General features: G+C 73.1%; 16 protein-coding genes and 1 riboswitch. Of the genes, 12 read left to right on the top strand and 4 right to left on the bottom strand.

The window, feature by feature from the left end:
• Positions 1 to 26: 26 nt before the first annotated feature.
• The 6 genes from ABD401_RS14000 (at position 27) to ABD401_RS13975 (ending at position 5,502) form a co-directional block, all read left to right on the top strand.
• Entirely contained in the window at positions 27 to 329 is a 303-nt protein-coding gene (locus tag ABD401_RS14000; protein WP_344605710.1) for a YciI-like protein, read from the top strand.
• Complete coding sequence (locus ABD401_RS13995) at positions 326 to 922, top strand: class I SAM-dependent methyltransferase (protein WP_344605708.1); 597 nt, start codon at positions 326 to 328, stop codon at positions 920 to 922. Before ABD401_RS14000 ends, ABD401_RS13995 begins: the two co-directional genes overlap by 4 nt.
• 55 nt (positions 923 to 977) lie before the next feature.
• The gene (locus ABD401_RS13990) at positions 978 to 1,301 is read left to right on the top strand and encodes a hypothetical protein (RefSeq protein WP_344605706.1); all 324 of its coding nucleotides are present in this window, start codon (positions 978 to 980) and stop codon (positions 1,299 to 1,301) included.
• A gap of 55 nt (positions 1,302 to 1,356) precedes the next feature.
• A complete protein-coding gene (locus ABD401_RS13985) occupies positions 1,357 to 2,253 on the top strand; it encodes an alpha/beta hydrolase (protein ID WP_344605704.1) in 897 nt (298 codons plus the stop codon).
• A 79-nt stretch (positions 2,254 to 2,332) separates the two neighbouring features.
• Complete coding sequence (locus ABD401_RS13980) at positions 2,333 to 2,887, top strand: type 1 glutamine amidotransferase domain-containing protein (protein ID WP_344605786.1); 555 nt, start codon at positions 2,333 to 2,335, stop codon at positions 2,885 to 2,887.
• Between the two features lie 50 nt (positions 2,888 to 2,937).
• Positions 2,938 to 5,502 carry a bifunctional FO biosynthesis protein CofGH gene (locus tag ABD401_RS13975; protein ID WP_344605702.1) on the top strand — a complete coding sequence of 855 codons (2,565 nt, stop codon included), beginning with the start codon at positions 2,938 to 2,940 and terminating at the stop codon, positions 5,500 to 5,502.
• Between the two features lie 35 nt (positions 5,503 to 5,537).
• Here ABD401_RS13975 and ABD401_RS13970 read toward each other — a convergent pair whose 3' ends face one another.
• Positions 5,538 to 5,954 (bottom strand): hypothetical protein, encoded by a 417-nt coding sequence (locus ABD401_RS13970; RefSeq protein ID WP_344605700.1) that lies wholly within the window; start codon positions 5,952 to 5,954, stop codon positions 5,538 to 5,540.
• Positions 5,955 to 6,146: 192 nt separating this feature from the next.
• Between ABD401_RS13970 and ABD401_RS13965 the strand changes: the two genes are divergently transcribed.
• From ABD401_RS13965 to tsaD, 3 genes are read left to right on the top strand one after another with little or no spacing between them, the layout of a single operon-like run.
• On the top strand, positions 6,147 to 7,271 hold the full coding sequence (locus ABD401_RS13965; RefSeq protein ID WP_344605698.1) for a DUF475 domain-containing protein: 1,125 nt from the start codon (positions 6,147 to 6,149) through the stop codon (positions 7,269 to 7,271).
• Complete coding sequence (locus ABD401_RS13960) at positions 7,268 to 7,630, top strand: hypothetical protein (RefSeq protein ID WP_344605696.1); 363 nt, start codon at positions 7,268 to 7,270, stop codon at positions 7,628 to 7,630. The genes ABD401_RS13965 and ABD401_RS13960 overlap by 4 nt, the downstream gene beginning before the upstream one ends.
• 15 nt (positions 7,631 to 7,645) lie before the next feature.
• Positions 7,646 to 8,686 (top strand): tRNA (adenosine(37)-N6)-threonylcarbamoyltransferase complex transferase subunit TsaD, encoded by a 1,041-nt coding sequence (gene tsaD, locus ABD401_RS13955; protein WP_344605694.1) that lies wholly within the window; start codon positions 7,646 to 7,648, stop codon positions 8,684 to 8,686.
• 18 nt (positions 8,687 to 8,704) lie between these two features.
• On the opposite strand, the gene ABD401_RS13950 is transcribed toward tsaD, so the two are convergent.
• Entirely contained in the window at positions 8,705 to 9,511 is an 807-nt protein-coding gene (locus ABD401_RS13950; RefSeq protein WP_344605692.1) for a phosphatase PAP2 family protein, read from the bottom strand.
• Positions 9,512 to 9,564: 53 nt separating this feature from the next.
• Positions 9,565 to 13,152 (bottom strand): cobaltochelatase subunit CobN, encoded by a 3,588-nt coding sequence (cobN, locus tag ABD401_RS13945; RefSeq protein ID WP_344605690.1) that lies wholly within the window; start codon positions 13,150 to 13,152, stop codon positions 9,565 to 9,567.
• A 54-nt stretch (positions 13,153 to 13,206) separates the two neighbouring features.
• Positions 13,207 to 13,290: riboswitch (cobalamin riboswitch) on the bottom strand.
• 85 nt (positions 13,291 to 13,375) lie between these two features.
• On the opposite strand from cobN, the gene ABD401_RS13940 reads away from it, so the two are divergent.
• From ABD401_RS13940 to ABD401_RS13930, 3 genes are read left to right on the top strand one after another with little or no spacing between them, the layout of a single operon-like run.
• Entirely contained in the window at positions 13,376 to 14,410 is a 1,035-nt protein-coding gene (locus tag ABD401_RS13940) for a precorrin-3B synthase (RefSeq protein WP_344605688.1), read from the top strand.
• On the top strand, positions 14,407 to 15,036 hold the full coding sequence (locus ABD401_RS13935) for a precorrin-8X methylmutase (protein WP_344605686.1): 630 nt from the start codon (positions 14,407 to 14,409) through the stop codon (positions 15,034 to 15,036). Before ABD401_RS13940 ends, ABD401_RS13935 begins: the two co-directional genes overlap by 4 nt.
• Positions 15,033 to 16,556, top strand: coding sequence for a precorrin-2 C(20)-methyltransferase (locus ABD401_RS13930; RefSeq protein ID WP_344605684.1), 1,524 nt, complete (start codon positions 15,033 to 15,035; stop codon positions 16,554 to 16,556). The genes ABD401_RS13935 and ABD401_RS13930 overlap by 4 nt, the downstream gene beginning before the upstream one ends.
• A 21-nt stretch (positions 16,557 to 16,577) precedes the next feature.
• On the opposite strand, the gene ABD401_RS13925 is transcribed toward ABD401_RS13930, so the two are convergent.
• A complete protein-coding gene (locus tag ABD401_RS13925; protein ID WP_344605682.1) occupies positions 16,578 to 16,937 on the bottom strand; it encodes a hypothetical protein in 360 nt (119 codons plus the stop codon).
• Positions 16,938 to 16,974 lie beyond the last annotated feature (37 nt).

The following is a 16,974-nucleotide window of genomic DNA, read 5'->3' as shown; positions in this document are numbered from 1 at the left end:
GTGTGGCGGGTGAGTAGGTTGCCGCCATGACGCACGTGGTTCTGGAGTACTCGCTCGCCGACACCTACCTCGAACGCCGGGGCGAGTTCCGCGCCGCGCACCTCGGTCTGCTGGAGGCCGCGGTCGAGCGCGGCGAACTGGTGCTCGCCGGCGCCCTGGCCGACCCCTACGACCGGGCGCTGCTGGTCTGGGCCGAGGGCAGCGAGGACGCGATCGCGGCCTTCGTCGCCGCCGACCCGTACGTCGCGAACGGTCTGGTCACCGACTGGCGGATCCGGACCTGGAACACCGTCGTCGGTACCGCGCTGCCGGCGGCGGGCACCCCGTGAGCACCCCGTTCGACGGGGAGGCCTACGCCGCCCGGATCGCGGCCCTCGCCGCGACCGGCAAGGACATGCACGGCGAGGCGAATTTCGTCGCGGCGCTGGTGGAGCCCGGCGCGCGGATCCTCGATGCCGGGTGCGGGACCGGACGCGTCGGTGCCCGGTTGGCCGAGCTCGGGTTCGACGTCGCGGGCGCCGACGTCGACGTCTCGATGCTCGCGGTCGCCCGGCGCATCCCCGGCGTGCGCTGGTACCTGGCCGACCTCGCCGAGCTCGACCTGAGCACCACCCCCGACGCGGCCCCGTTCGATCTCGTGGTGGCCGCCGGCAACGTGTTCCCGTTCCTCGCGCCCGGCACCGGGGAACGGGTCCTGCAGCGACTGGCCGCACACCTGCGCCCGGACGGGCTGCTGGTCTCCGGGTTCGGCCTGGACCGCGCTCACCTGCCCGAGCCCGCCGCGATCGTCCCGATCGAGGACTACGACGCCTGGTGCGCGGCCGCCGGTCTGAGCTCCGTCGACCGCCGCGGCACCTGGGACGGCGAGGACTGGACGCCGGAGGGCGGGTACGCCGTCTCGGTGCACCGCCGGCGGTCCTGACCTGACTACCTGACAGGTAATCGACTCTCCGCACGGCGGCGGCCAGGCTGGGAGCATGACTCCGAACGCGACGGCCCGGCCCGAGGACCGCATGCTGCGCCGCGTCATGCAGGTCGACGCGTGGGTCTCGTTCTACTCGCCGGCCGTGTTCCTCCTCTGCGTCCCGATCCTCGCCGTCGCCGACGTGCCGGGCTGGCTGGTGACGACCGTCGTGCTCCTCGCCGCGGCGATCCTCGGCGGGTGCGGGATCGTCATGGCGGGGGTCTGCGCGGTCGCCGTGGCCCGGGGCCGGCTGGAATTCCCCGACCAGCCCGCGCTCGAGCACTTCCACCTCGTGGGGCCGGTCGGAACGCGCGGGCTGCACGTGCCGACGCGGTGATCTCCGGAGCGGACGGCGCCGCAGCGCGTCGGCGTGATCCGGCTAACGTGAGCCCATGACCTCGCTCGACGCCTCCGCTGCCGCCCTGCTCGAAGCACTCCAGGCCCTGCCGGGTACCCCGGTCGAGGCCGGGACCCCGGAAGAGGCGCAGGCCGCGCACGCCGCGCGCGCCGAGTTCCTGTCCGGTCCGGGCGAGCCGGTGGAGACGGTCGTCGACGGGCAGATCGACGAGGTCCTCGTCCGGGTGTACCGCCCGGTGGACGCCGCCCCGGCCGGGATCGTCTACGCCCACGGCGGCGGCTGGGTCACCGGGACGCTCGACACCTACGACACCGTCTGCCGGGCGCTGGCGAACCGGTCCGGCGTCACGGTCGTCTCCGTCGGGTACACGCTGGCGCCCGAGGCGCAGCACCCCGTCGCGGCCGGCCAGGTGATGAAGGTCGTCCAGGCGTCCATGACCGAGGGCAACCCGATCGCCCTCTGCGGCGACAGCGCCGGCGCGCACCTGGTCACGCTGGTCGCGAGCGTCGCCGGCACGGCGGGCATCCCGATCTCCGGCCTCGGCCTGATCTACCCCGTCGTCTCGCCGAAGCTCGACACCCCGTCCTGGGAGACGCTGGGTAGCGGCTACGGCCTGACGCGCGAGTCGATGCGCTGGTACTGGGAGCAGTACCTCAACCCGGAGCCGCGGACCGCGCTGCCCGCCGACCTGCTCGAGCTCGACCTGTCGAAGCTCCCGCCGACGCAGGTCCTCACGGCCGGTTTCGACCCACTGCGCGACGAGGGTCTCGCGCTCGCCGACGCCATCGAGAAGGCCGGCGTGCCCGTGGAGCGGGTCAGCTTCGACGGCCAGATGCACGGGTTCGCCCGCTCGATGGCGCAGATCCCCGAGGCGCTCGACGCGATCGACGGCGTCGCGAAGTTCCTCCGGACGAAGCTCGCGGGGGCCTGAGCCTCCGACATGTCCCGCCCCGGTCCGGGTAGCCGCCTTCAGGAGACCCGGACGAGAGGGGCTGACGATGACGGAACAACTGACGGACGGACTGCGCGGCCGGACGGTCGCGTTCCTGGTCGCCAACGAGGGCGCCGAACAGGTGGAGCTCACCGAGCCGTGGGAGGCCGTGAAGGCCGCCGGCGGCACCCCGCGCCTGCTCGCGCCGAACGAGGGCACCGTGCAGGCCTTCGACCACCTGGACAAGGCCGACACCTTCCCCGTCGACGAGGTCGTCGCCGAGGTGTCCGCGGAACAGTTCGACGCGCTCGTCCTGCCCGGCGGCGTCGCGAACCCGGATCAGCTGCGGTCCGAGGCGGCGGCGGTCGGCTTCATCGCGGCGATGGTGAACTCCGGTAAGCCGGTCGCGGTGATCTGTCACGGGCCCTGGACGCTCGTCGAGGCGGACGTCGTCCGCGGCCGCACCCTGACGAGCTGGCCGAGCCTCGCGACCGATCTGCGCAACGCCGGGGCGACCTGGGTCGACGAGGAGGTCGTGGTCGACGAGTCCGGCCCGGGCGTGCTGATCAGCTCCCGCAAACCCGACGACCTGAAGGCGTTCTGCGCGATGCTGGTGGAGCGGTTCGCCGCCTGACGTGCACCCCCGGTTTCCGGTCCCGCGGGCCCGGTACCGAGGATGGTCGTGTGACACCGACCGCGGCCGAAGTGCGACGTGCCCTGCGCCGAGCCCGCGACGGGTCGACGCTCAACCTCGACGAGGTGGCCGTCCTGCTGGCGTGCCGGGGTGAGGACCTGGCCGATCTGATGGCCACCGCGGGCCGGGTGCGGGATGCCGGGCTGGTGGCCGCGGGCCGTCCGGGCGTCGTGACGTTCTCGCCGAAGGTGTTCGTCCCGGTGACCCGGTTGTGTCGGGACCGGTGTCACTACTGCACGTTCGTGACGACGCCGGGCGCACTGCGGCGTGAGGAGCGCGAGCCCTACCTGTCCCCGGACGAGGTGGTGGCGTTGTGCAAGGAGGGCGCCGAGCTCGGGTGCCTGGAGGCGTTGTTCACGCTGGGGGACCGGCCCGAGGACCGCTGGCCGGTGGCGCGGGAGTGGCTGGACTCGAAGGGGTACGACTCGACGCTGGACTACGTCCGCTCGCTCGCGGTGCGGGTCCTGGAGGAGACCGGCCTGCTGCCGCACCTGAATCCGGGCGTGATGTCGTGGCAGGAGATCGCGCGGTGCAAGCCGGTCGCGCCGTCGATGGGGATGATGCTGGAGACGACCGCGACTCGGTTGTTCACCGAACCCGGGGGCGCGCACTACGGCTCGCCGGACAAGGACCCCGCGGTGCGGCTGCGCGTGCTGGAGGACGCGGGCCGGTTGAACGTGCCGTTCACGACCGGGCTGCTGATCGGCATCGGGGAGACCGTCGCGGAGCGGGCGGAGTCGCTGTTCGCGCTGCGCCGGGTCGCTCGGGCCTACGGCGGCGTGCAGGAAGTGATCATCCAGAACTTCCGCGCCAAGCCCGACACCGCGATGCGGTCGGTCCCGGACGCCGACCGCGAGGAGTACCTCGCCGCGGTCGCGACCGCGCGGGTGGTGCTCGGGGCGAAGGTGCGGGTGCAGGCGCCGCCGAACCTGTCCGACACCGCGGAATTGGCTGACCTGCTGGCCGCGGGCGTGGACGACTGGGGTGGGGTCTCGCCCCTGACGCCGGATCACGTCAACCCGGAGCGGCCGTGGCCGGCGCTGGACGTGCTCGGCGCGGCGACCGAGGCGGCCGGGTTCACGCTGATGCCGCGGCTGACGGTGCATCCCGAGTACGTGCGCAACCCCGAGCCGTGGATCGATCCGCGGGTGCGCCCGCACGTCGAGGCTCTCGCGGACGCCGAGACCGGTCTCGCGAAGCCGGGCGTGATCCCGACGGGGCTGCCGTGGCAGGAGCCGGACCCGGAGTGGGGCGCCGGTGGAGCGGGCCGGGTGGACCTGCACACCGCGATCGACACCGAGGGCCGGCGCACCGAGACCCGGTCGGACATCGACGCCGCCTACGGGGACTGGGACGCGGTCCGCGAGGACGCCCGTCGGATCGCTGTTGCGCCCGAGCGGCTGGATGCCGACGTCGCTGCGGCGCTGCGGGCGGCGGAGCGGTCCCCGGCCGATCTGACGCACGATCAGGCCCTCGCGCTGATGACCGCCGACGGGCCGGCGCTGACGGCGCTGCTGGACCTCGCCGACGCGGTCCGCCGGGACGTCGTCGGCGACGAGGTCACCTACGTCGTCAACCGGAACATCAACTTCACCAACGTCTGCTACACCGGATGCCGGTTCTGCGCGTTCGCCCAACGGCGCACCGACGCCGACGCGTACTCCCTGTCGGTCGAACAGGTCGGCGACCGCGCCGCCGAGGCGTGGGAGGTCGGCGCGACCGAGGTCTGCATGCAGGGCGGGATCGACCCCGACCTGCCCGGCACGGCGTACTTCGATCTCGTCCGTGAGGTCAAGCGCCGGGTCCCGGGCATGCACGTGCACGCCTTCAGCCCGATGGAGGTCGTCAACGGCGCGACCCGCGCCGGCCTGTCGATCCGCGAGTGGCTGAGCGCCGCCCGTGAGGCCGGGCTCGACACCATCCCGGGCACGGCGGCGGAGATCCTCGACGACGAGGTCCGCTGGATCCTGACCAAGGGCAAGCTTCCGACCGCGGCGTGGATCGAGGTCGTCACGACCGCGCACGCCGTCGGGATCCGGTCGAGCTCGACGATGATGTACGGCCACGTCGACACCCCGGCCCACTGGGTCGCGCACCTCAAACTGCTCGCGCGCCTGCAGGGCGAGACCGGCGGGTTCACCGAGTTCGTCCCGCTCCCGTTCGTGCACCAGAGCGCGCCGCTCTACCTCGCCGGCGTCGCCCGTCCGGGCCCGACGCAGCGGGACAACCTCGCCGTCCACGCGATGGCCCGTCTGCTGCTGCACGGCCGGATCGACAACATCCAGACCTCCTGGGTCAAGCTCGGGGTCGAGGGCACCCGCGCGATGCTCCGCGCCGGGGTCAACGACCTCGGCGGCACGTTGATGGAGGAGACGATCTCCCGGATGGCCGGCTCCGAGCACGGGTCGCAGAAGACCCCGCTCGAGCTCGAAGCCATCGCCACCGGCATCGGCCGCCCCACCCGGCAACGCACGACCACCTACGGCGTCGTGGACCCGGACCGGATCGCCGCGTCCCGCCGCCTCGGCCGGCAGTTGCCGATCACGGCGGTCTGAGTCCGCCGACCCCTGTCCTCGGCCGGGGACGGGAGTCAGTTGACGGTGACGGTCACCTTGGCGCTGCGGCCCCACCGGTGGGTGTCGCTGCGCGGAACCTTGGCCTTGAAGTCCGTCGACGGCGGTTTGACGGCCGCCGAGACGACCGCGCGCCCGCGGGCGTCGGTGACGGTCCGCTCGGCCTCGGCCCAGCCGCCCTCACCGGCGGCCCGGCGGAGGACGACGACCAGCGTTTCGGCCATCGGCTGCCCGGAGCCGACGTCCCGGACGGTGACGCCGAGCGTCGCGTCTTGGCCGCGGTCGACGGTCGCCGGGGCGCTGATCGAGACCAGGACCCCGCTCCGGTCGTCGGCCTCGCGGACCGTCGGCGCCGCGGCCGCGGGGACCGCGAGCGCGGCGACCGCACCGAGCGCGAGAGCGCCGGCGATCGCAGGGCGGGACGTGAACAGCACTCTGGAAGGGTAGGCGCGAGACCTGTTCGTTACCAGATCTGTACACGAACAATCACTGTGGGTGAGAACACGTCCGGGTCCGCGCGGAGCGATTCGTCCGGTTCGCCGCGATGTGCGCCCGCGCAAAGTGGCGCTCGGTGTCCGACTAGGCTCGCCGCGTCCCGAGATCGGACGCGACGGCAAGGCGGTTCGTTGATCCTCAAGACCTTCGGGTGGTCCTTCGGGATCACTGCTCTCGGCCTGGCCGCCGGCCTGCTGTACGGCGGGATCGAGGGCCTCCTGCTGGTCGCGATCCTGTCGATCCTGGAGATCTCGCTCTCGTTCGACAACGCGGTCGTCAACGCGAAGATCCTCGAACGGATGAGCCACTTCTGGCAGCGGATGTTCCTCACCGTCGGCGTGCTCATCGCGGTCTTCGGCATGCGCCTGGTGTTCCCGCTGCTCATCGTCGGTGTGACCGCCCACCTCGGGCCGATCGAGGCGATCGACCTCGCCCTGGAGAAGGGCGACATCCACGAACCGGGGTCCTACGCGTACCTGCTCGACGAGGCACACCCGCTGGTCGCGTCCTTCGGCGGCATGTTCCTGCTGATGCTCTTCCTGGACTTCCTGTTCGACACCGAGCGCCCGCACCACTGGCTGACCCTCATCGAACGACCGCTGGCCCGGGCCGGCGTCCTGCCGACGGCCTCGATCATCCTGGCCCTGACCTCGCTGGCGCTGGCCGCGGAGTACCTCGCCGACGACCCGGGCGAGGTCCTCATCTCCGGCGTCCTCGGCCTGATCACGTACCTGCTGGTCGACGGCCTCGGCCGGTTGTTCGAGAGCCAGGGTGTGGGGGAGGACGTCCTGTCCGAGGACTCCGACGACGCGCTGCCGACCGTCCCGGTGACACGTAGCGGTCCGTCGGCGACCGCGGCGGCCACGGGCAAGGCCGGGTTCTTCCTGTTCCTCTACGTGAACATCCTCGACGCGTCGTTCTCGTTCGACGGCGTGCTCGGCGCGTTCGCCATCACCCAGGACCCGATCATCATCGCGCTCGGCCTCGGCATCGGAGCGCTCTACATCCGCTCGTTCACGGTCTTCCTCGTGCGGCGCGGGACTCTCGGCGACTACATCTATCTGGAGCACGGCGCGATGTGGGCGATCGGGGCGCTCGCGGTGATCCTGCTGCTGACGATCTCGATCCACGTCGACGAACTCATCACCGGCGGCATCGGTCTGCTCTTCGTCCTGGGCGGCATCGCCAGCTCGGTCGCGCACAACAAGCGGATGGGCGGACCGGCCTCGCGCCGCACGGAGGTGAGCGCGTCGTGAGTACCACGGGTCTCGGGGCCGAGCCCCCGCGCCGGTTGCGCGGGAAGAAGCGCCGGGCGTGGGAGGCCCGGGCGGCGCAGGAGGCGGCCGCCGAGGCGTTCGCGCGCATGGACTCCGCCCAGCGCGAGCTGCGCGCCCGCTTCACCGACCCCGCGACCGCCCCGGCGGGGTGGTCCGAGCTGGACGCGGACACCGAGGCCGCCGCCCGGCGCTATCTGCAGACGCAGGACCACCACCCGGTCGGGGAGAACGTGGGGAAGCCCGAGCTGCTGGCCGCCGCCGTGGCCTTCCGCCAGGCCGCCTTCGACTGCGCCCGGGCCGCCGAGCGCCTCGCCGAGTTCGCCCGCGCGCACCCCTGAGTCACAATGGGCCCCATGCCTGTGGTGGTGGGGATCGAGACCTCGTGCGACGAGACCGGTGTCGGCGTCGTTCGTGACGGTGAGCTGATCGGCGAGGCGCTGGCGTCGAGCATGGACGAGCACGCCCGCTTCGGCGGCGTCGTCCCCGAGGTCGCGGCGCGGGCCCACCTGGAGGCGCTGGTGCCGGCCATGGAGCTGGCGCTGGAGCGGGCGGGCATCACCTCGGCCGACGTCGACGCGATCGCCGTCACCGCCGGACCGGGCCTCGCGACCGCGTTGCAGGTCGGCCTCGCCGCCGCCAAGGCGTACTCGATCGCGTGGGGCGTCCCGCTCTACGGCGTCCACCACCTCGCCGGGCACGTCGCCGCCGACGCGCTGGCGCACGGCGCGCTGCCGAACCCCTGCGTCGTCCTGATCGTCTCCGGCGGGCACACGTCGCTGCTGTACTGCCGCGACCTCGTGAACGACCCCATCGAGCACCTCGGCGACACGCTCGACGACGCCGCCGGTGAGGCGTTCGACAAGGTCGGCCGGGTGCTCGGGCTGCCGTTCCCCGGCGGCCCGGCCATCGACCGGATCGCCAAGGAGGGGAACCCGACCGCGATCGCGTTCCCGCGTGGGCTCTCGCGTCCGCAGGACCCGCCGTTCGAGTTCTCGTTCTCCGGCCTCAAGACCGCCGTCGCCCGCTGGGTGGAGGCCCGCGAGCGCGCCGGCGAGCCGATCCCGGTCGCGGACGTCGCGGCCTCGTTCCAGGACGCCGTGGTCGACGTGCTCGTCGACAAGTCGCTCGCCGCCTGCGGGGAGCGGCAGTGCGGCGACCTGCTCATCGTCGGCGGAGTCGCGGCCAACAGCCGCCTGCGGGAGGTCGCCGCCGAGCGCGCCGCGGCCGCCGGGGTGCGCCTGCGGATCCCGGCGCTGAAGTACTGCACCGACAACGGCCCGATGATCGCCTCGGTCGGTCACATGCTCGTCGTCTCCGGTGCCGCGCCGGACGCCCTCTCGCTCGGCGCCGACCCGTCCGCGATCCTTCAGGCCGCCACCCTCGTCCCGGCCTGAGCGGGATCTGACGTGCCGTCAGGCACGATGGGGGACTGCTCCGGGACGCCAGTGCAGGTTCGGCTGACGACGTTGACCGGGAGACTTCGGTGAGCGGCCGCGGAAGCGCTCGTAGGCGAGGACGGCGCTGTACCCGGTGAGCGCCACGACCGACCCGCAGACCACGTCGAGGACGTAGTGGTTGGCGGTGGCCACGACCGCCGTCGCCATCAGGACAGGGGACGCCACGGCCAGGGCACGCAGCACCCAGTGCCGCGCGGCCCGCCAGACCACGATCCCGACGAGCAGGTTCCAGCCGACGTGCAGGCTCGGCATCGCGGCGTACTGGTTGACGAACGCCGGCGGCTGCAGGACCCGGTAGGAGTGCGACCAGACCGTCACGGTGTCGACGAACTCCGCCTCGGGCAGCAGCCGTGGCGGGCTGACCGGGTACCGGGCGAAGATCAGCAGGCCGATGCCGCCGGAGACGATCATCGCGTTCCGGAGCTGGGTGTACGCCGGCCGGGCGTAGCGGTGGAGCAGCACCAGCGTGGTGATGATGACGGGCCAGTGGCCCCAGATGTAGACCCAGTTGAAGAACGTGATCATGCTCTGATGGGCCACGACGGCCGAGTGGATGCTGTTCTCCCACGCGATGTCGAGCCGGTCCTCGAAGCTGAGGATCGAGTAGGCGTTCTCGGTCGCGCGCTCCTGCGAGCCCTCGGTGAAGTTCCGGGTGAGGAAGTACAGCGCGGCGCACGCGGCGACCAACGCACACTGCGTCAGACCCGCGAACTTCCGTCGCGAGCGGGTGGGGTGGTCGCTCGCCGTGGGGCGCTCAGCCATCGGCTCAATGTAGCGACCGTTTGGCCGGGAGGACGAAAACTTTCAGCGGGCGTTCAGGTTCCCGCTTCGAGGTCGCCCTCGGTCTCGAGGTAGGCCTGCCGCAGGCCCGCCATCGTCTCGGGGTCGGGGTTCTCCCAGAGCCCCCGGTCGGCCGCCTCGAGCAGGCGCTCGGTGATGCCGTGCAGGGCCCACGGGTTCGACTCGGCGAAGAACTTCCGCTGCTCGGGGTCGAGAACGTAAGACTCCGTCAGCTTCTCGTACATCCAGTCCTCGACCACGCCGGCGGTGGCGTCGTACCCGAAGAGGTAGTCGACGGTCGCCGCGAGCTCGAACGCGCCCTTGTAGCCGTGCCGGCGCATGGCCGCGATCCAGCGCGGATTCACCACGCGGGCCCGGAAGATGCGGGCCGTCTCCTCGGAGAGGGTCCGGGTGCGCACCGCGTCCGGGTTGGTGGAGTCGCCGATGTACGCCGCGGGCGCCTTGCCCGTCAGCGCACGGACGGTCGCGACCATCCCGCCGTGGTACTGGAAGTAGTCGTCGGAGTCGGCGATGTCGTGCTCGCGGGTGTCGACGTTCTTCGCCGCGACCGCGATGCGCTTGTAGGCCGTCTCCATGTCCGGGCGTGCGGGCAGGCCGTCCAGGTCGCGGCCGTAGGCGTAACCGCCCCACACCGCGTAGACCTCCGCGAGGTCCGCGTCGTCGCGCCAGTTGCGGGAGTCGATGAGGGGGAGCAGGCCCGCGCCGTAGGCACCGGGCTTCGAGCCGAAGACGCGCAGCGTCGCGCGCCGGCGGTCGCCGTGGGTCGCGAGGTCGTCGTCGACATGGGCGCGGACGAAGTTGTGCTCGGGACTCTCGTCGAGACCGGCGACGAGGGCGACGGCGTCGTCCAACATCGCGACCACGTGGGGGAAGGCGTCGCGGAAGAACCCCGAGATACGGACCGTCACGTCGACGCGGGGCCGCCGCTCGCCGTTCAGCGTCAGTTCGTCGAGCGGGATCGCCTCCAGGCCGGTGACCCGCCTCGAGGCCTCGTCCCAGACCGGCCGGACGCCGAGGAGCGCGAGGACCTCGCCGATGTCGTCGCCGGAGGTCCGCATCGCCGACGTGCCCCAGACCGAGAGCCCGACCGAGCGCGGCCACTCGCCGTTCTCGCGGCGGTACCGCTCGAGGAGGGAGTCGGCCATCGAGGCGCCGGTCGCGTACGCGAGGCGGGACGGCACGGCCTTGGGGTCGACCGAGTAGAAGTTCCGCCCGGTCGGGAGGACGTTGATCAGCCCGCGCAGCGGCGACCCGCTCGGCCCGGCCGGCACGTACCCGCCCTCGAGCGCGTGCAGGACGTGGGCGATCTCGTCGGTCGTCCTGTCCAGCCGGGGCACGATCTCCGTCGCCGCGAACCGAAGGATCTCCGCCACTCGGCTGTCGTCGGTGACGGTCGCGGCGGCGGCCGGGTCCCAGCCGGCGGCGTCCATGGCGGCGACGAGGGCGCGGGCGGTGCCCTCGATCGCGTCCGTCTGTTCGCGGGTCGCCGAGCCGTCCTCGGGGAGGCCGAGGGCCTCGCGGAGGCCGGGGAGGGCGGCGACCTGGCCACCCCACATCTGACGTGCCCTCAGCATGGCCAGGATCAGGTCGATGCGGGCCTCGCCGCTGGGGACCTGGCCGAGGACGTGCAGGCCGTCGCGGATCTGAACGTCCTTGATCTCGCAGAGCCAGCCGTCGACGTGGAGCAGGAAGTCGTCGAACTCGGCGTCGTGGGGCCGGTCGGAGAGCCCGAGGTCGTGGTCGAGCTTGGCGGCCTGGATCAGCGTCCAGATCTGGGCGCGGATCGCGGGCAGCTTGGCCGGGTCCATCGCCGCGATGTTGGAGTGCTCGTCGAGCAGCTGCTCCAGGCGCGTGATGTCGCCGTAGGTCTCGGCGCGCGCCATCGGCGGGACGAGGTGGTCGACCAGTGTCGCGTGGGCGCGGCGCTTGGCCTGCGTGCCCTCGCCCGGGTCGTTGACGAGGAACGGGTAGATCAGCGGCAGGTCGCCGATCGCCGCGTCGGTCGCGCAGGCCGCCGACATGGCGGCGGTCTTGCCCGGCAGCCACTCGAGGTTGCCGTGCTTGCCGACGTGGACCATCGCGTCCGCGCCGAAGCAGGCCCCGTGCTTGCCGCCGAGCCAGTGGTAGGCCGCGAGGTAGTGGTGGCTGGGCGGCAGGTCCGGGTCGTGGTAGATCGCGACGGGGTTCTCGCCGAACCCGCGCGGGGGCTGGACCATCAGCGCGACGTTGCCCGCGACCATCGCCGCGAGGACGATGTCGCCGCCGTCGACGAACAGCGAGCCCGGTGCCGGACCCCAGTGCTCCTCGACCGCCTCGCGGAGCTCGGCCGGCAGGGTCGCGAACCACTCCGCGTACACCGCACCGGGGATGCGAACGGGGTTGGCCGCGAGCTGAGCGTCCGTCAGCCAGTCGGGGTCCTGCCCGCCGGCGGCGATCAGGGCATGCATGAGGGCATCGCCGTCGCGCGCCTCCAGGCCGGGCAGGTCGCCGACCTGGTAGCCGGCCCCGCGCAGGGCGTGCAGCAGCTCGAGGACGCTGGCCGGGGTGTCGAGACCGACGGCGTTGCCGATGCGGGCGTGCTTGGTCGGGTAGGCGCTGAGCATCAGCGCGAGCTTCTTCTCCGCGGCGGGAATGAGCCGCAACCGCGCGTGCCGGACGGCGATGCCGGCGACGCGGGCGCACCGCTCGGGGTCCGGGACGTAGACGGGCAGCCCGTCCGCGTCGATCTCCTTGAAGGAGAACGGGACGGTGATCAGGCGGCCGTCGAACTCGGGGACGGCGACCTGGGTCGCGGTGTCGAGCGGGGACAGGCCGTCGTCGGAGGCGGCCCAGGTCTCGCGCGAGGACGTCAGGCACAGCCCCTGCAGGATCGGGATGTCGAGCGCGGCGAGGGCCTGCACGTCCCACGCCTCGTCGTCGCCGCCGGCGCTCGCGTCCGCCGGGCGGCGCCCGCCCGCGGCGAGGACCGTGACGACGAGCGCGTCCGCGGCCGCGAGCTGCTCCAACAGGCCGGGGTCGGGCACCCGCAGGGACGAGCAGTACATCGGCATCGCCGTCGCCCCGTGGGCCTCGACGGCCTTCGAGAGCGCGTCGACAAACGCGGTGTTCCCGGCGACGTGGTGCGCGCGGTAGTAGAGGATCCCGATTCGCGGCCCGTCGTTGGTCGCGGCCTCGCGCTCGAGGTGACCCCAGTCCGGGAGCTCGGCCGGGGGAGCGAAGCCCTCGCCGGTCAGCAGGACGGTGTCGGAGAGGAAGGCGTGGAGCTCGGCGAGGTTCACCGGGCCGCCGTGGGCGAGGTAGGCGTGGGCCTGGGCCGCGACGCCGGCCGGGACCGTCGAGAGCGCCATCAGGTCGGCGTCCGGCAGCGACTCGCCGCCGAGGACGACCAACGGCCGCCCGTCGGCGCGCAGGGCGTCGATGCCGTCCTGCCAGTCGCGGTAGCCGCCGAGGATACGGACGACGACGAGGTCGACGCCGTCGAGCAGCCCGGGCAGGTCGGCGACCTCGATCCGGGAGGGGTTCGCGAGCCGGTACTCCGCACCGGAGGACCGGGCCGAGAGCAGGTCGGTGTCCGAGGTGGACAGCAGCAGGTGGGTCGCCACGGTCGTACTTCCTCCCTCGGGGTCCGCGCCCCGGGCCGGCGTCGGCGACGACGGGAGTGTCTGGCTCCCCGGAACGCTTCCGCGGAAGCGTTCCCGGTCACAGTCGCGGGACGGCGCCGGGCTTGCACCGGCTTCCTCCGCTGGTCGTCGCGATTGCCGCCCACTCTCGCACACGGCCACCGGCCGTCCGTCCTCCGCTGCGGTGCGCTCGTACGATCGCCGGGTGCCGTCACCGAAGTCGTCCGTCCGCCGGGAGGGTCCCGACGCCTGCCCCGGGGTCCGGTCGGTGTGGTCGGCGGCCGACGGGGGGCTGGCGCGGGTCCGGATTCCCGGGGGCCGGCTCTCGGTCGAGCAGGCGCGGGTGCTCGCCACCGCGGCGGAGGAGCTCGGCAGTGGCGTCCTGGAGCTGACCTCGCGCGCGAACGTGCAGATCAGAGGGTTGCAGCCGGCGGGTGAGCACGCCCTCGCGCCGCGGCTGCGGGCCGCCGGCTTGCTCCCGAGCGACACCCACGACCGGGTCCGCAACATCGTCGCCTCGCCGCTGAGCGGCCTGCGCGAGCACCCGGACGTCGGGCCGATCGTCACCGACCTCGACGAGGGGCTCTGCGACGACCCGCACCTGGCCGCTCTGCCGGGCCGGTTCCTGTTCGCGATCGACGACGGCAGCCTCGACGTCTCCGGACTCGACGCCGACGTGACGCTGCACGCCGTCCCCGACGGGTTCGTCGTGCGCCTCGGTGGGGCCAAGATCGGCCTGACGACGGCCCCGGCCGCGCTCGCCCTCGCGGCCGCCCGGGCCTTCCTCGCCGAGCGGGCTGCCCAGCACTCACCCGCCTGGCGCCTCGCCGAGCTCGCCGAGGGCCCGGCCCGCGTCGCCGCCCGCCTCGACCCGTCGCTCATGCATGAGCGGGTGGTCGAAATTCGGACACCGGACGCCGGAAAATCGACGCCCTGCTCATGCATGAGCGGGGCGCGGGCGCTGGAGCCGGGGGAGTACCGCCAGGCCGACGGGCGGACGGCCCTCGTCCTCGACGCCGGGGACGGCCGGCTGACCGCGGCTGCGTTCCGGGCCCTCGCCGACCAGGCCCAGCAGCACCAGGCCCAGCAGCACCAGGCCCAGCAGCACCGCGACGGGCCGGCCGGGCTCCGTGTCACGCCCTGGCGGGGTGTGGTGCTGCCGGACCTGCCGCCGGAGGCGGTGGGTACCGTGACCGCCGCACTCGCGGCCTTCGGGCTGCACACCGAGAGGCAGGCATGACCGAACTCGACTACATCCGCGACGGGGCCGAGATCTACCGGCGCTCGTTCGCGACGATCCGGGCCGAGACGCGGCTGGAGCACCTGCCGACGGACGTCGCCCGCGTCGCGGTGCGGATGATCCACTCCTGCGGGATGACCGACCTGGTCGAGGACCTGGCGTTCTCGCCGAACGCGGTCAAGGCGGCCCGCGAGGCGCTGCTCGCCGGTGCCCCGATCTACTGCGACGCCGAGATGGTCGCCTCCGGCATCACTCGCAAGCGGCTGCCCGCCGGCAACGAGATCCGCTGCACGCTCAACGCGCCGGGTGTTTCCGAGCTCGCGCAGCGGATCGGCAACACCCGCTCCGCCGCGGCGCTCGACCTCTGGGACCGCGTCGAGGGCGCGGTCGTCGCGATCGGCAACGCCCCGACCGCGCTGTTCCGGCTGCTGGAGCTGATCGCCGACGGCGGGCCCCGTCCGGCCGCGATCCTCGGCCTGCCCGTCGGATTCATCGGCGCCGCCGAGTCGAAGGTCGCGCTCGCGGAGAACACGCTCGGCCTGGAGTACCTCGTCGTGCACGGCCGGCGCGGCGGGTCCGCGATGGCCGTCGCCGCCGTCAACGCGATCGCGAGTGAGCAGGAATGACCGGAACCCTCTACGGCGTCGGCCTCGGGCCGGGCGACCCGGAACTGGTGACGGTCAAGGCCGCGCGCCTGATCGCCGCCGGGGACGTCATCGCCTATCACGCCGCCCGGCACGGCAACAGCGTCGCGCTGTCCATCGCCCGGGGTTACATGACGGGCGATCAGATCGAGGAGCCACTGCTCTACCCGGTCACCGTCGAGACCACCGACCACCCCGGCGGCTACCGCGGTGCGCTCGAGGAGTTCTACGACGGCGCCGCCGAGCGCCTCGCCGCCCACCTCGACGCGGGCCGCGACGTCGTCGTCCTCTGCGAGGGCGACCCGTTCTTCTACGGCTCGTACATGCACATGCACAAGCGCCTGGCCGGTCGCTACCCCGCGGTCGTGGTCCCCGGCGTCACCAGCGTCGCCGGTGCCGCGGCCGAGCTCGGTCGTCCGCTCGTCGAGCGTGAGGAGACGCTGACGGTTCTGCCCGGAACGCTCTCGCCCGACGTCCTCGCCACCAAGCTCGCCGCGGCGGACTCCGCGGTCGTGATGAAGCTCGGTCGCACGTTCGCCGGGGTCCGGGACGCGCTGGCGATCGCCGGCCGTCTGGAGGAGGCCTGGTACGTCGAGCGCGCCACCACCGACCGCCAGCGGATCGCCCCGCTCGCCGAGGTCGACCCGGCGACCGTGCCGTACTTCTCGGTCGCGCTGCTGCCGAGCCGCGTGCACGAAGCGACCCGCGCCGAGCTCGCCGCCCCGGAACGGGTGCAGGACCAGCCCCAGAGCCGCGGCGAGGTCGTCGTGGTCGGCCTCGGTCCCGCCGGCCGGGAGTGGCTCACCCCGCAGGCGCAGGCGGCGCTCACCGCGGCCGAGGACCTCGTCGGCTACGGGCCCTATCTCGACCGCGTCCCGGCCAACCCGCGCCAGGTCCGGCACGCCAGCGACAACCAGGTCGAGTCCGAGCGTGCCGAGTTCGCCCTCGACCTCGCCCGTCGCGGCCGCCGTGTCGCGGTCGTCTCCTCGGGCGATCCCGGCGTCTTCGCGATGGCCGCCGCGGTGCTCGAGGTCGCGGGGGAGGACCGCTACAAGGACGTCCCCGTCCGTGTCCTGCCCGGTCTGACGGCGGCTCAGGCCGTTGCGAGCCGCGTCGGCGCCCCGCTCGGCCACGACTTCTGCGTGCTCTCGCTCTCGGACCGGCTCAAGCCGTGGGAGGTCATCGAGACCCGCCTCGCCGCGATCGCAGCCGCCGATCTCGTCCTCGCGGTCTACAACCCCCGGTCCAAGGCCCGTCCGCACCAGCTCGGCCGGGCGAAGGAGATCCTCCTGGAGCACCGCGCCCCCGAGACCCCCGTCGTCGTCGGCCGGGACGTCGGCGGCGCCGCCGAGCACGTCGTCGTCACCACGCTCGGCGAGCTCGACCCCGAGACGGTCGACATGCGGTGCCTGCTGATCGTCGGCAGCTCCACGACCACCGCCACCCGCCGGGGCGACGGCCGTCCCGCCGTCTTCACCCCGCGCTGGTACCCCGGGAACTGACCCCCGGATCGACCCGCAACGTCAGCGGGATCGAGCGCTATGACGCTCGGTCTCGCTGACGTCCGGCGTGCTGCGGGAGCGGAGCGCGGCCTCGGAGACCCCGGCCATCGCCGCGGTGACGGTCAGGACGGCGGGCCAGGTGCCGATCAGGTGGGCGAGCGGGTGCGACCCGACGAGGGCGGCGACGTAGGTCCCGCCCAGCGCGGCGGTGCGTGCCCGCCCGACGGAGCGGAGGAATCCCGGCACGGCGGCGGCGCCGGCGGCCGCGAAGATCAGCCCACCCAGCGGCCGGATCCCGGTGAGCTGGGCAGCTGCGAATCCTCCCAGGAGACCGACAGCTACGAGGGTCGAGGGGCGGCGTGCGACACCAGCGACGATCATGGAGGCAGACTACGCAGTGGACCCGGTGCGCAGCGGC

Origin of the sequence: Sporichthya brevicatena (genome assembly GCF_039525035.1) — a bacterium.
GTDB lineage: Bacteria > Actinomycetota > Actinomycetes > Sporichthyales > Sporichthyaceae > Sporichthya > Sporichthya brevicatena.
The sequence above is the reverse complement of the archived record's forward strand: the minus strand, read 5'-3'. Positions and strand labels throughout refer to the sequence as shown.